Genomic DNA, 14,488 nt, shown 5'->3' on the forward strand with positions numbered 1-14,488 from the left:
GTGGTCGGGCCGGGCGACGGCTTCGTGTCGCTCGGTACCTCGGCGCAGATCCTGGTGGCCGACACCGCGCACCGCCCCGACCCCGAGCGGCTGGTGCACGCCTTCTGCCACGCGCTGCCGCAGCGCTGGTACCGCATGGCGGCGCTGCTCAACGGCGCGAGCCCGCTCGCGGCGCTGGCGTCGTGCACCGGCGGTGCATCGGTCGGCGAGCTGCTGGCAGAGGTCGAGGCCGCGTACACCGGGCCGTCGCGCCTGCTGGCGCTGCCCTACCTGTTCGGCGAACGCACGCCGCACAACAACCCCTTCGCGCGCGGCGCGATCGTCGGCCTGTCGGGCGCCACCACGCGCGCCGATTTGATGCAGGCGGTCTGCGAAGGCATCGCCTTCTCGCTCGCCGACGGGCTGGAAGCGCTGAGCGCGCAGACGGCGCGGCCCGAGCGCCTGGCGCTGATCGGCGGCGGTGCGCGCTCCGCCTTCCTGGCGCAGCTGATCGCGTCGGTGCTCGATGTGCCGCTGGTGCTGTATGAATCCGCCGACCGCGGCCCGGCCTTCGGTGCGGCGCGGCTCGCGCGGCTGGCGGTCACGGGCGAAGACCCGGCGGGTGTGGTCGTCGCGCCCGCCGTGCGCCAGGTGCTGGCGCCCGACGCCGCTTTGCACGCGGCCTACCAGCCCCGGCTCGAGGCCTTCCGCACGCTCTACCGCGCGATGGCGCCGGTCTGGGCGTCGGTGGCCTGACGAGGCGCTCGCCGGTTCAGTCCGGCGTGAGTCCGGCGGAGTCCACCACCTTCTTGTACACGTCGAACTCGGCGGCGATCTGCTGCGCGAATTCCTGCGGCGTGTTGCCGACGACGAAGGAGCCGGTGTCCTGGATGCGCCTGCGCACGGCAGGCTCTTCGAGCGACTTGCGCGCCGCCGCATGCACCTTGTCCACCACGTCCTTGGGCAGGCCCTTGGGGCCCACGATGCCGTAGTACGCCATGCGGTTCACCGGCGCGAGGCCGACCTCCTTGAAGGTCGGCACGTCGGGCAGGTCCTTCAGGCGCTCGGACGCCGCCACGACGATCGGGATCAGCCGACGGTCCTTGATGAAGGGCAGCGCCGACGGCAGGTTGTCGAAGATCATCGCGACCTGGCCCGCGACGGTGTCGTTGAGCGCCGGGCCCGACCCGCGGTAGGGAATGTGCGTGACGGACGCGCCGGCCATGCCCTTGTACAGCTCCATCTGCAGGTGCCCGATGCTGCCCGTGCCTGCGGTGGCGTAGGCGTACTTGCCCGGGTTCTTCTTCAGCACCTCGATGAAGCCCTTGTAGTCCCGGGCCGGAAAGCTGGGATGGACCGCAATGACATTCGGCGTGGCCGCCAGGTTGATGATGGGCGTGAAGTCGGCCTTGGGGTTGTACGGCACCTTGGGGTTGATGGCCGGGTTGGCCGCCGTCGTCGACACGGTGCCGATGCCCAGCGCATAGCCGTCGGGCGTGGCGCGCGCGGTCTCGGCGGCGCCGATCGCGCCGCCCGCGCCCGACTTGTTCTCGACGATGACGCTCTGCCCCAGGTGCCTGCCCAGAGGCTCGGAGATGACGCGCGCAATGATGTCCGTCGTGCCGCCCGGCGCGAACGGCACCTGCAGCTTGACGGGCTTGTCGGGGTAGCCCTGCGCGTGGGCGGGCACGGTTGCCGCCAGCAGGCAGGCGAGGGCGAGCAGGGTGGGGTTTTTGGGCAAGGTGTCTTCCTCCTCTTGGATTGATGGAATGGGCGGGATGAGTGGGAACAGGTCAGGGGCGCCGCGGAATCAGGCAGCTCGCGTCGAGTTCGCCCGGGTCGTTGACGCCGAGCATGGCCATGTTCCGGTCGACCTCGTCCCGCAGCAGCCGGATCGCGTGCGTGACGCCCGCGTGGCCGCCCACGGCGGCGGCGTACATGAACGGCCGGCCGGCGAACACGGCCTTGGCGCCGAGCGCCAGCGCCTTCAGCACGTCGCTGCCGCGTCGCACGCCGCCGTCGACCATCACAGGCAGCTCGCCCGCGGCGTCCAGCACCTGCGGCAGGGCGCGCAGGGCCGGGGCCGCGCCGTCGAGCTGCCGGCCGCCGTGGTTGGAGACGATGAGGCCGTCGGCGCCGAGCTGGCGCGCGCGCCGCGCATCGGCCGGATGAAGAATGCCCTTCAGGATCAGCGGCCCGCGCCACTGCTGCCGGATGCGGGCGATGTGGTCCCAGTGGATGTGGTCGCGGCCGGTCGTGTCGCGGATCGCGGTGCTGGAGAAAAGAGGCGCGCCGCGCGTGGCGAACGAGTTCTCGAAATGCGGCATGCCCTGCGTCACGAAGGTCCGCGCGAGCGTGCCGAGCAGCCAGCGCGGCCGCACGAGGCCGTCCCATGCCAGCCGCAGGCTGGGCCGCAGCGGCGTCGTGAAACCGGCGCGCACGTTGTTTTCGCGGTTCGCCCAGACGGGAATGTCGACCGTGACGACCAGGTGGCGAAAGCCCGCGGCGGTAATGCGCGCCACCAGGCCGTCGATGCGCGCCGCATCGCCCGGCAGGTAGGCCTGGAACCACGTGCCGGGCGCGGCCTGGGCCACTTCTTCCATCGGAATGAGCGAGGTGCCGCTCATGACCGCGGGAATGCCGGCCGCCTGCGCCGCCTGCGCGAGCACCAGGTCGCCGCGGTAGGCCGACAGCGCACTGATGCCGACCGGCGCGATCCCGAAGGGCGACGCGTAGCGCTGGCCGAACAGCGTGACCTCCTGCGAGCGCCGGGAGACATCGACCAGCACCCGGGGCAGGAAGTCGTGCGCGTCGAACGCGGCGCGGTTGGCGTCCAGCGAGCGGTTGTCTTCCGCCGCGCCGGCGATGTAGCCGAACAGCGGGCGCGGCAGCCGGCGCTTCGCCGCGTGCTCGAAGTCCTGCAGCGACAGGATGCCGGCGAGACGCCGTGGTGCCGCGGCAGCAGCAGGGGCTTGCGCCGGCGCGGTGCGCGGGGCATCGAAGGCACGCGAGAAAACAGTCATGTCCGCCATCCAGTCAGTCGTTCGGTCCGCGCGGACTGTAGGCGTGCAGAAGGTTTTGAAAAAGCGAATTTATGGTAATTTGCCATTTCGCTTTTTTCGAAATAACAGAGGGGGACGGCGCATGACGCTGAAGCAACTGGAGGCCTTCTATTGGGCCGCGACCTGCGCCAGCTTTGCGCTCGCGGCGCAGCGGCTGCACCTGTCGACCTCGTCGCTGTCCAAGCGCCTGGCCGAGCTGGAGGTGTCGCTCGGCGCGCCGCTGTTCGACCGCGCCGGGCAGCGGGCCACGCTCACGGACGCGGGCGAGCGTTTCCTGCCGCGCGCCGCCGCGCTGCTGCTGGCGGCCGACGAAACGAAGCGGTCGATCGGCGCGCCCGCCAGCCTCGGCGGCCGTTGCACCTTCGGCATCGGCGAACTGAGCGCGCTGACCTGGCTGCCCCAGCTCGTCGCGCACGTGGGACGGCACCTGCCGGACCTGCGCCTGGAGCCGCACGTCAACTTCGGCTCGGCGCTGGACGAGCGCCTTCGCAACGGCGAGCTCGACTGCGCGGTGATCGCCGGGCGCTCACCGCACCACGGGCTGATCTCGTCGCACACCGTGGGCCAGGCGCATTTCGTGTGGGTGGCCGCGCCCGCGCTGGCGGGCAAGACCACGACCCTCGGCGCGCCGCTGCTCGCGCAGCATCCCATCGTGACGCTGCCGACCGGCGCGGGCACCAGCCGCCTGCTTGACGAATGGCTCATGGCCGAGAACCTCGAGGCGCCGCACCGCCTCAGCTGCAACAGCTGGGGCGCCGTCGCCGGCCTGCTGATCGAGGGGATCGGTGTCGGGTTCCTGCCGGAAGGCTGGGCGCGCCTGCTGTCGCGCCGCGGCGACCTGCGCATCCTGAAGACCCGCCAGGCCTTGCCCGCGCTGACCTACACCTTCCAGAAGCGCAGCAACGACGAGCGCCATCTGCTGACGGCCATGCGCGCCGCGGTGCTCGCGTCCATCGATTTCTCGAAGGCCGCGCGCCTGCTCTAGGTGGAGGGCGTTAGAAGGCTTCGCACACGCGAAGCACCTCGGCGCCGTAGGCCTCGAGCTTCTTCGTGCCGATGCCGCTGATGCCCTGCAGGTCTTCGAGCGTCGCGGGCGCGCGCTCGGCAATGGCGGCCAGCGTGGCGTCGTGGAAGATCACGTAGGCCGGCAGGTTGTGTTCCTTGGCCACCTCGGCGCGCCAGGCCTTGAGCGCCTCGAAGCGCTTCTTGCCCACGTCGTCCAGCGAGGCGGCCGCCGGCGACGGTGCGCCCTTGGCGGCCTTCTCGCGCCGGGGCTTGCGCTCGGCCGGTGACGATACCGACTCGCGCAGCGACACCGAGGTCTCGCCCTTGAGCACCGCGCGCGAGCCCTCGGTGAGCTTCAGCGTGTTGAACGCCTCGGCGTCCACCGCCAGCGCGCCGGTGGCGATCAGCTGGCGCAGCACGCCGCGCAGCGCCACCTCGCTGAACTCCGCGCCGATGCCGAAGGTGCTGATGCGCTCGTGGCCGAACTGCTTGACCTTCTCGGTCGCCTTGCCGCGCAGGATGTCCATGATGTGGCCCGCGCCGAAGCTGATGCCGCTGAGCTGCTGCACGCGGTAGATGGTGCTCAGCAGCTTGCGCGCGGCATCGGTGCCGTCCCACACCTGCGGCGGGTTCAGGCAGTTGTCGCAGTTGCCGCAGGGCGTGCTCTTCTCGCCGAAGTAGCCGAGCAGCCGCACGCGCCGGCAGTCGCTGGCCTCGGCCAGCGAGAGCAGGGCGTCGAGCTTGCCGCGCATCACCTGCTTGAACTCTTCGCCGGCCGGGCTTTCGTCGATCATGCGGCGCTGGTTCACCACGTCGTTCAGGCCGTAGGCCATCCAGGCGTCGGCGGGGGCGCCGTCGCGGCCCGCGCGGCCGGTTTCCTGGTAGTAGCCCTCGATGTTCTTGGGCATGTCGACGTGGCCGACGAAGCGCACGTCGGGCTTGTCGATGCCCATGCCGAAGGCGATGGTCGCGACCATCACGATGCCTTCTTCGCGCAGGAAGCGGTCCTGGTGCTTCTGGCGCACCGCGGCGTCCAGGCCCGCGTGGTACGGCAGCGCGTTGATGCCGGCGCCCTGCAGCGTCGTCGCGAGGTCTTCCACGCGCTTGCGCGACTGGCAATAGACCACGCCCGCATCGCCCTCGTGCTCGCGCTCGATGAAGCGCAGCAGCTGCGTGGTGGCGTCTTTCTTCTCGACGATGGTGTAGCGGATGTTCGGCCGGTCGAAGCTGGAGACGAACTGGCGCGCTTCTTCCAACTGCAGCCGTTCGACGATGTCGGCGCGCGTGAGGTCGTCGGCCGTGGCCGTGAGCGCGATGCGCGGCACGCCCGGGTAGCGCTCGTGCAGCACGGTGAGCGCGCGGTACTCGGGGCGGAAGTCGTGGCCCCACTGGCTCACGCAATGCGCCTCGTCGATGGCGAACAGCGAGAGCTTGCCGCGTTCGTTCAGCGAATCGAGCTGCGACAGAAAGCGCGGCGTGTTCACGCGCTCGGGCGCCGCGTACAGCAGCGTGATCTCGCCGCGCAGCATGCGGCGCTCCACGTCCTGCGTCTGCTCCCAGTCGAGCGTGGAATTGAGGAAGGCCGCGCTCACCCCCGCCTCATGCAGCGCGCCGACCTGGTCGTGCATCAGCGCGATCAGCGGCGACACCACCACCGCCACGCCGCGCCCCGCGCGCTGCCGCGCGATGGCCGGAATCTGGTAGCACAGCGACTTGCCGCCGCCCGTGGGCATCAGCACCAGCGCGTCGCCGCCGCCCACCACGTGCTCCACGATGTCCTGCTGGGCCCCGCGAAAGCGCGCGTAGCCGAACACGTCGTGAAGGATGTCGGCGGGGGCCGCGCTGCCGGGGCTGCTGCCGTCGCTGGTGGCGTCGAAGGGGCGGGGAGCGAGGGAAGACACAGGCGGGGGTGCGAAGGGCGGGAGAGGGGGAGAAAAGGGCCGGAGCCGGGGCGGACGCCGATTGTCCCCCAGCGGCTCCGATATGACTGTGGCACGGCGTTTGCAATGGTGAACCCCGTCCCGGCACCCTCTTGTCTAGACAGCAAACTGGGGAATTTCTCTCGGAGATGCACCAAAACAGGACTTTCGGGTTATCCTGTATATACAAGTTGGGGCGCCTGGCAACAATGCGAGGCGTGCTGCCCATATCCCCCGGGCATGTATCGCCGAGTCACCTCTCTCAAAAAATGGAACCAGGAGTCCCCATGGTCAAGACGGTAGTTGTGAAAGTCGCTTCGCTGCTGGCAGCAGGTGCATGTGCAGCGGGCATGGCCGGAACGGCCGCCGCCCAGGACACGAAGATCTCGCTCGGCATGTCCGGCTGGACCGGCTTTGCGCCGCTGTCGCTGGCCGACAAGGCCGGCATCTTCAAGAAGAACGGGCTGGACGTCGAACTGAAGATGATCCCGCAGAAGGACCGCCACCTGGCGCTGGCCTCCGGCGCGATCCAGTGCGCGGCCACCACGGTGGAGACGCACGTGGCCTGGAACGCCAACGGCGTGCCGATCGTGCAGATCTTCCAGATGGACAAGTCCTACGGCGCCGACGGCCTGGCCGTGCGCAACGACGTGAAGAGTTTCTCCGACCTCAAGGGCAAGAGCATCGGCGTGAGCGCCCCGGGCACCGCGCCGTACTTCGGCCTGGCCTGGATGCTCAGCAAGAACGGCATGAGCCTGAAGGACGTGAAGGTGGTCTCGCTCGAGCCGCAGCCCGCCGCGCAAGCCTTCGTGGCCGGCCAGAACGACGCCGCCATGACCTACGAGCCCTACCTCTCGACCGTGCGCGCCAACCCCGCCGCCGGCAAGATCCTGGCCACCACGCTCGACTACCCGATGGTGATGGACACCGTCGGCTGCGCGCCCACCTGGCTCAAGGCCAACGCCAAGGCCGCCGCCGCGCTCACCAAGTCGTACTTCGACGCGCTGGACATGATCAAGGCCGACCCTGCCAAGGCCAACGAGCTCATGGGCTCGGCCGTCAAGCAAAGCGGCGAGCAGTTCGCCAAGTCGTCGGCCTACCTGCGCTGGCAGGACAAGGCCGCCAACCAGAAGTTCTTCGCGGGCGAGCTCACCAGCTTCATGAAGGAAGCCGCGGCCATCCTGCTGGAGGCCGGTGTGATCCGCAAGGCGCCGGAAGACTACGCCGCCACCTTCGACGCCAGCTATGTCAAGTAAGGCCTTGCCGCAGATGCAACCGATGACCGCCGCCCCGGCGCGCGCCGTGACGCCGCCGCCCGCGCCTCCCGTGCGGCGTCGCGTGTTCGCGCCGCTCGAACCCATCAGCGCGTCCGCGCGCACGATGCTGGGGCTGGGCTTCTTCGTGCTCTTCGTGGTGGTGTGGGGCATCGCCACGCTGGGCGGCTTCGTGTCGCCCACCTTCCTGGCCAGCCCGATCACGATGGTCAAGGAGGGCTGGCTGCTCTTCACCGAGTACGGCTTCATCGGCGACATCGGCATGACCGTGTGGCGCGTGTTCGGCGGCTTCCTGCTGGCGGCCGTCATCGCGGTGCCGCTGGGCGTGGCCATGGGCACCTGGAAGACCGTCGAGGCCTTCTTCGAGCCCTTCGTGTCGTTCTGCCGCTACCTGCCGGCCTCGGCCTTCATTCCGCTGCTCATCCTGTGGGCGGGCCTGGGCGAAATGCAGAAGCTCTTGGTGATCTTCATCGGCTCGTTCTTCCAGATCGTGCTGATGGTGGCTGTCACCGTGGGCGGCGCGCGGCGCGACCTCGTCGAGGCCGCCTACACGCTGGGCGCCAACAGCCGCGGCATCGTGGCGCGCGTGCTCATTCCGGGCGCCGCGCCGGGCATCGCCGAAACGCTGCGCCTCGTGCTGGGCTGGGCCTGGACGTACGTGATCGTGGCGGAACTGATCGGCTCCTCGTCGGGCATCGGCCACATGATCACCGACAGCCAGGCGCTGTTGAACACCGGGCAGATCATCTTCGGGATCATCGTGATCGGCGTCATCGGCCTGTTGTCCGACTTCGCTTTCAAGGCGATGAATCGCCGTCTGTTTGCATGGGCTGCACTGTGAAGAACCAACTCTCCATTCAAGGCGTCTCGCGCGTCTTCACCGGCACCAAGGGCCAGCGCACGCAGGCGCTGCAGCCGATCGACTTCGAGGTGAAGGAGAACGACTTCGTCACCATCCTCGGCCCTTCGGGCTGTGGCAAGTCGACGCTGCTGCGCATCGTGGCGGGGCTCGACTTCCCGACCACCGGCCAGGTGATGCTCGACGGCGAGCGCATCGAAGGCCCGGGCGCCGACCGCGGCGTGGTGTTCCAGAGCTACACGCTCTTCCCGTGGCTCACGGTGGCGCAGAACATCCGCTTCGGCCTGCGCGAGCGCGGCATGAGCGAGGCCGACCAGAAGGAGCGCAGCGAGTTCTTCATCGCCAAGGTCGGCCTGCGCGGCTTCGAGCACCACTTTCCCAAGCAGCTCTCGGGCGGCATGCAGCAGCGCACGGCCATTGCGCGCGCGCTGGCCAACGACCCCAAGATGCTGCTGCTCGACGAGCCCTTCGGCGCGCTCGACAATCAGACCCGCGTGCTCATGCAGGAGCTGCTGCTGGGCATCTGGGAGTCGGCGCAGAAGACGGTGCTGTTCGTCACGCACGACATCGACGAGGCGATCTTCATGGCCAACCGCGTGGCGGTGTTCAGCGCGCGGCCGGGCCGCATCAAGACCGAGATCGCGGTCGACTTCCCGCACCCGCGCAGCTACACCATCAAGACCTCGCCCGAGTTCATGGACATCAAGGCGCGCCTGACCGAAGAAATCCGCGCCGAGTCGATGGCCGCCGCGGAACATTGAAAGCACGATGAAACGCGACCTGCCGTCCCTCGCGCTCTATGCGCAAGTCAAGGATCACATCTCCCGCAAGATCCAGGACGGCACGTGGCCGCCCGGCCACCGCCTGCCTTCCGAGAACGAGCTGGTCGCGCAGTTCGGCATGGCGCGCATGACCGTGAACCGCGCCCTGCGCGAACTCATGGAGCAGGGGCGCATCGTGCGCGTGGCCGGCGTCGGCAGCTTCGTGGCCGAGAACAAGCCGCAGTCGACGCTGCTGCAGATCGCCAACATCGCCAGCGAGATCCGCCAGCGCGGCCACGACTACCGCTGCGAGATGCTCGCGGTCGAGCGCCTCGCGGCCTCGCCCGACGTGGCCGCCTGGCTCGACCTGCGCGCGGGCGACTCGGTGTTCCACAGCGCCTGCCTGCACCTGGACAACGACACGCCCGTGCAGCTCGAGGAGCGCTATGTCAACCCGCAGGTCGTGCCCGACTTTCTCGAGCAGGACTTCACGGCCGTGCCACCCAGCGAGTACCTGGTGCGCAACGTGCCCTTCGACCAGATCGAACACGTCGTCGATGCCGTGCTGCCCAGCGCCGAACAGGCCGAGCGGCTCGCGATGGCGCCCACCGACCCCTGCCTGCTGCTGACGCGCCGCACCTGGATCCGCAACACGCCCGTGACCTGGGTGCGCTGCCTGCATCCCGCTTCGCGCTACAGCCTGGGCAGCCGCTTTAAATCCGACGGCAACCCGACCTTCGGCTAGACAGACCGTTTTTTTCGACCCTCAGAGGCCCACGTTTTCTCTCGCAACCACTTGTATAGACAGGTTCACATGCCAAGCAATCACACCGCCACCTCCCACGCCACATTGACCCTCACGCCCGGCAAGGTCGACCTTGCGATGCTGCGACGCATCCAGGCCGGCGGCGTGCACCTTGCGCTCGACCCGTCGGTGCAGGACGGCATGGCCAAGGCCGAGGCCGCGGTGCGCCACATCGTCGAGAACGACGAGGTGGTCTACGGCATCAACACCGGCTTCGGCAAGCTCGCGAGCACGCGCATCGGCAACGACCATCTGGCCGAGCTGCAGCGCAACCTTGTGCTCTCGCACAGCGTGGGCACGGGTGAGCCGCTGGCCGCGCCGGTGGTGCGCATGATCCTCGCGACCAAGGCCGTGAGCCTGGCGCGCGGCCACTCGGGCGTGCGGCCTGCGCTGGTCGATGCGCTGCTGGCACTGTTCAACGCCGGCGTCACGCCCAGCATCCCGTGCAAGGGCTCGGTCGGCGCCTCGGGCGACCTCGCGCCGCTGGCCCACATGGCCTGCGTGCTGATCGGCGAAGGCGAAGCCACGCTGGCCGACGGCAAGAAGGTGAGCGGCGCCGAAGCCATGCGCAGCATCGGCCTCGAACCCTTCGTGCTCGGCCCCAAGGAAGGCCTGGCGCTGCTCAACGGCACGCAGGTGTCGACCGCGCTGGCGCTGGCCGGCCTGTTCGGCGCCGAAGACGTGTTCGCCGCCGCGCTGATGTCGGGCGCGCTGTCGCTCGAAGCCATCCAGGGCTCGATCAAGCCTTTCGATGCACGCATCCACGCCGCGCGCGGCCAGCCCGGCCAGATCGCCGTGGCCGGCGCCGTGCGCACGCTGCTCGACGGCAGCGAGATCGTCCCGTCGCACGCCGACTGCGGCCGCGTGCAGGACCCGTACTCGGTGCGCTGCATCCCGCAGGTGATGGGCGCTTGCCTCGACAACCTGGCCCACGCCTCGCGCGTGCTGGTCATCGAGGCCAATGCCGCATCGGACAACCCGCTCGTGTTCTGCGACACCGGCGAGGTGATCTCGGGCGGCAACTTCCACGCCGAGCCCGTCGCCTTCGCGGCCGACATCATTGCGCTGGCCGTGAGCGAAGTCGGCGCCATCGCCGAGCGCCGCCTCGCGCTGCTGCTGGACAGCGGCCTGTCGGGCCTGCCGCCCTTCCTGGTGCGCGACGGCGGTCTCAATTCCGGTTTCATGATCGCGCAGGTCACGGCCGCCGCGCTCGCCTCGGAAAACAAGTCGCACGCACACCCCGCCAGCGTCGACAGCCTGCCGACCTCGGCCAACCAGGAAGACCACGTGTCGATGGCCACCTTCGCGGCGCGCCGCTTGGGCGACATGGTCAACAACACCGCCGTGGTGGTGGGCATCGAAGCGATGGCCGCCGCCCAAGGCATCGAACTCAAGCGCAAGCTGAAGAGTTCGCCGCTGGTGGAGGCGGAATTCGCCCGCATCCGCCAGAAGGTCGCGTTCCTCGAGACCGACCGCTACCTCGCACCCGACATCGAAGCCATGCGCCTGTGGGCGCTCGCGGCCGACCTGCCGGTCGCGCTGCTCGACATCCTGCCCAGCCACTCGAAGTGATCCGTACCGACTGCCACCCGACAAGGAGAACCACGCCATGAACGCACCCGACAAATTCGCCCTGAACACCCCCACCGGCGCCGATCCGCGCCATGACCCGACCCGCGTGATCCGCGCCCCGCGCGGCACCGAGCTCAACTGCAAGAGCTGGCTCACCGAAGCGCCGTACCGCATGCTGCAGAACAACCTCGACGCCGAGGTGGCCGAGCGCCCGCAGGACCTCGTGGTGTACGGCGGAATCGGCCGCGCCGCGCGCGACTGGGCCTGCTACGACCAGATCCTCGCGTCGCTGAAGGAACTGGAAGACGACGAGACGCTGCTCATCCAGTCGGGCAAGCCCGTGGGCGTGTTCAAGACGCACGCCGATGCACCACGCGTGCTGCTCGCCAATTCCAACCTCGTGCCGAAGTGGGCCAACTGGGAGCACTTCAACGAGCTCGACCGCCAGGGCCTCTTCATGTACGGCCAGATGACGGCGGGCAGCTGGATCTACATCGGCAGCCAGGGCATCGTGCAAGGCACCTTCGAGACCTTCGTCGAAGCCGGCCGCCAGCACTACAACAACAGCCTCGCGGGCAAGTGGATCCTCACGGCCGGCCTGGGCGGCATGGGCGGCGCGCAGCCGCTCGCGGCCACGCTGGCCGGCGCGGTGTCGCTGAACATCGAGTGCCAGCAGTCGAGCATCGACTTCCGCCTGCGCACGCGCTACGTCGACAAGCAGGCACGCGACATCGACCACGCCTTCGAACTCATCAAGCAGCACTGCGATGCCAAGGAAGCCGTGTCGATCGCGCTGCTGGGCAACGCGGCCGACATCCTGCCCGAGCTGGTCAAGCGCGCGAAGGCCGGTGGCCTCAAGCCCGACCTCGTGACCGACCAGACCTCCGCGCACGACCTCATCAACGGCTACCTGCCCTCGGGCTGGACCGTGCCGCAGTGGCAGGCCGCCATGAAGGACGCGTCGCAACACGACGCCCTGAAGAAGGCCGCCGCCAAGTCGTGCGCCGTGCACGTGCAGGCCATGCTCGACTTCCAGGCCATGGGCATTCCCACGGTCGACTACGGCAACAACATCCGCCAGGTCGCGTTCGACGAAGGCGTGAAGAACGCCTTCGACTTCCCGGGCTTCGTGCCGGCCTACATCCGTCCGCTGTTCTGCGAAGGCAAGGGCCCGTTCCGCTGGGTCGCGCTCTCGGGCGATCCGGAAGACATCTACAAGACCGACGCCAAGATCAAGGAGCTGTTCCCCGAGAACACCCACACGCACCGCTGGCTCGACATGGCGCGCGAGCGCATCGCCTTCCAGGGCCTGCCCGCGCGCATCTGCTGGCTCGGTCTGGGCGAGCGCCACATCGCCGGCCTGGCCTTCAACGAGATGGTGAAGAACGGCGAGCTCAAGGGCCCGATCGTCATCGGCCGCGACCACCTGGACACCGGCTCGGTCGCCAGCCCGAACCGCGAGACCGAAGCCATGAAGGACGGCACCGATGCCGTCTCCGACTGGCCGCTGCTCAACGCCCTGCTCAACACGGCCGGCGGCGCGACCTGGGTCAGCCTGCACCACGGCGGCGGCGTGGGCATGGGCTACTCGCAGCACTCGGGCGTGGTGATCGTGTGCGACGGCACCGACGCCGCGGCCAAGCGCATCGGGCGCGTGCTCTTCAACGACCCGGCGACCGGCGTCATGCGCCATGCCGATGCGGGCTACGACATCGCCGTGGCCACGGCGAAGAAGCAGGGCCTGAAGCTGCCGATGATCAAGTAAGGCCGGCAGGCGCCGCAGGTGAAGTAAAAAAGCGGGTCACCGACACCCGACACACGAAGGAGACCCGACGATGACCCTCGATGCTTGCGACCTGCAGCGCCGCGTGCGCGAACGCGTGGACGACGCGCTGGTGGCGCAGTTCCAGCGCGATGGCGCGGTCTGCATCCGCCAGCTGCTCACGGCCGACGAACTCGCGCTGCTGCGTGACGGCATCGAGGCGAACCTGGCGGCGCCCAGCCCGCGTGCCAAGGTCGCGAGCCGGCCCGACGACCCGGGCCGCTTCTTCGAGGACTTCTGCAACTGGCAGGAGATCGACGCCTTCGGCCGCTTCATCAGAGAGGCACCGCTGGCGCCCCTCGCGCAGCGGCTCATGGGCTCGGACACCGTGCGCCTGTACCACGACCACCTGCTCGTGAAGGAACCCGGCACGCGCCAGCGCACGCCGTGGCACCAGGACCAGCCCTACTACAACATCGAGGGCATGCAGAACGTCAGCATGTGGATTCCGGTCGATCCGGTGTCGCGTGCCGCCACGCTCGAGTTCGTGGCCGGCTCCCACAAGGGGCCGTGGCTCATGCCGCGCACCTTCATGGACAACCACGCCAAGTGGTTCCCCGAAGGCAGCCTCGACGACCTGCCCGACATCGAGGGCGCGCGCGAGCGCTTCCCCATCGTCGGCTGGGACATCGAGCCCGGCGACTTCGTCTGCTTCCACATGCTCACGCTGCATGCGGCGGCCGGCGTCGAGGGGCCGAACCGGCGCCGCGTGTTCTCGGTGCGCTTCCTGGGCGACGACATCCGCCACGCCCCGCGCAGCTGGAAGACCTCGCCCGATTTCCCGGGCCTGGCCGAGCGCCTGCCGGCCGGCGCGCCGATGGACGATCCGCTCTTTCCGCTGCTGGTGCGCTGAGCCTCGGTAAGACGAAGGTAGAAAGAAAAAACGCGCTCATTCCCATCGAGTGGGAATTCGGGCTTGGTCGTGAGAACGGCGAGCAAGATACTGCACGCCGCATCCACTTTCGACCGCCCAGCGATTGCCCCCGATGACGACCCCCCTTGAAGCTCCCGCCCACAACGACCGCGCGCTGTTCGTGCTGTCGGTGCTGGCGCAAAGCAAGGCGGCGATGACGGCGGCCGAGCTGGTGCAGGCCACCGGCCTGTCGCAGAGCACGCTGTACCGCCAGGTCGCCACCTTGCGCCGCTGGGGCTTCGTGATGGAGTCCGAGGGCCGCTACTCGCCGGGGCCGGTGAGCGTGCAGCTGGCCAGCGGCTTCGACGGCAACTCCGACCTCGTGATGGCCGCGCGCGCCGACATGCGCGTGCTGGCGCAGCAAAGCCACGAGAGCGTGGCGCTCGTCACCCTGGTGAACGAGCGCGTCGTGTGCCTGGAGATGATCGACAGCGAACAGTCGCTGCGCTGCTCCTTCGACCGCGGCCGCAGCGTGCCCGCGCGCGACGGCGCCAGCGCCAAGTGCCTGCTGGCCCAC

General features: G+C 69.1%; 13 protein-coding genes. 10 read left to right on the forward strand and 3 right to left on the reverse strand.

The features are described 5' to 3' along the window. Positions 1-735 (forward strand): xylulokinase (locus tag VBO01S_RS27345; RefSeq protein WP_255221215.1); only part of this gene is annotated, 735 nt, incomplete at its 5' end. 16 nt (positions 736-751) lie between these two features. On the opposite strand, the gene VBO01S_RS27350 is transcribed toward VBO01S_RS27345, so the two are convergent. Then, entirely contained in the window at positions 752-1,702 is a 951-nt protein-coding gene (locus VBO01S_RS27350; RefSeq protein ID WP_174543704.1) for a tripartite tricarboxylate transporter substrate binding protein BugE, read from the reverse strand. A 70-nt stretch (positions 1,703-1,772) separates the two neighbouring features. Next, positions 1,773-3,002, reverse strand: a complete 1,230-nt coding sequence (locus VBO01S_RS27355) for an alpha-hydroxy acid oxidase (protein WP_062481297.1) — start codon at positions 3,000-3,002, stop codon at positions 1,773-1,775. Between the two features lie 121 nt (positions 3,003-3,123). On the opposite strand from VBO01S_RS27355, the gene VBO01S_RS27360 reads away from it, so the two are divergent. Continuing rightward, positions 3,124-4,026 (forward strand): LysR family transcriptional regulator, encoded by a 903-nt coding sequence (locus VBO01S_RS27360; protein ID WP_062481283.1) that lies wholly within the window; start codon positions 3,124-3,126, stop codon positions 4,024-4,026. Positions 4,027-4,036: 10 nt separating this feature from the next. Here the strand turns inward: VBO01S_RS27360 and recQ are convergent, their stop codons facing one another. After that, positions 4,037-5,947: a DNA helicase RecQ gene (recQ, locus tag VBO01S_RS27365; protein WP_174543703.1), complete on the reverse strand. Its 1,911-nt coding sequence runs from the start codon at positions 5,945-5,947 to the stop codon at positions 4,037-4,039. Between the two features lie 305 nt (positions 5,948-6,252). Here recQ and VBO01S_RS27370 point away from each other — a divergent pair, with 305 nt between their 5' ends. From VBO01S_RS27370 to VBO01S_RS27405, 8 genes are all read left to right on the forward strand, one after another. After that, positions 6,253-7,221, forward strand: coding sequence for an ABC transporter substrate-binding protein (locus VBO01S_RS27370; protein ID WP_062481284.1), 969 nt, complete (start codon positions 6,253-6,255; stop codon positions 7,219-7,221). A 13-nt stretch (positions 7,222-7,234) separates the two neighbouring features. After that, positions 7,235-8,080, forward strand: coding sequence for an ABC transporter permease (locus VBO01S_RS27375; protein WP_370681937.1), 846 nt, complete (start codon positions 7,235-7,237; stop codon positions 8,078-8,080). After that, positions 8,065-8,859: an ABC transporter ATP-binding protein gene (locus VBO01S_RS27380; RefSeq protein WP_062481286.1), complete on the forward strand. Its 795-nt coding sequence runs from the start codon at positions 8,065-8,067 to the stop codon at positions 8,857-8,859. The genes VBO01S_RS27375 and VBO01S_RS27380 overlap by 16 nt, the downstream gene beginning before the upstream one ends. 7 nt (positions 8,860-8,866) lie before the next feature. Next, complete coding sequence (gene hutC / locus VBO01S_RS27385; RefSeq protein WP_062481289.1) at positions 8,867-9,604, forward strand: histidine utilization transcriptional repressor HutC; 738 nt, start codon at positions 8,867-8,869, stop codon at positions 9,602-9,604. A 69-nt stretch (positions 9,605-9,673) separates the two neighbouring features. Then, the gene (gene hutH / locus VBO01S_RS27390) at positions 9,674-11,236 is read left to right on the forward strand and encodes a histidine ammonia-lyase (RefSeq protein WP_062481291.1); all 1,563 of its coding nucleotides are present in this window, start codon (positions 9,674-9,676) and stop codon (positions 11,234-11,236) included. 37 nt (positions 11,237-11,273) lie between these two features. Further along, on the forward strand, positions 11,274-13,001 hold the full coding sequence (hutU, locus tag VBO01S_RS27395; protein ID WP_062481293.1) for a urocanate hydratase: 1,728 nt from the start codon (positions 11,274-11,276) through the stop codon (positions 12,999-13,001). Positions 13,002-13,071: 70 nt separating this feature from the next. After that, on the forward strand, positions 13,072-13,911 hold the full coding sequence (locus tag VBO01S_RS27400) for a phytanoyl-CoA dioxygenase family protein (RefSeq protein WP_062481295.1): 840 nt from the start codon (positions 13,072-13,074) through the stop codon (positions 13,909-13,911). Between the two features lie 133 nt (positions 13,912-14,044). Further along, a partial coding sequence (locus VBO01S_RS27405; RefSeq protein WP_157627470.1) for an IclR family transcriptional regulator occupies positions 14,045-14,488 on the forward strand: 444 nt, incomplete at its 3' end.

The sequence above is a fragment of the Variovorax boronicumulans NBRC 103145 genome (assembly GCF_001591345.1).
Lineage (GTDB): Bacteria > Pseudomonadota > Gammaproteobacteria > Burkholderiales > Burkholderiaceae_C > Variovorax > Variovorax boronicumulans.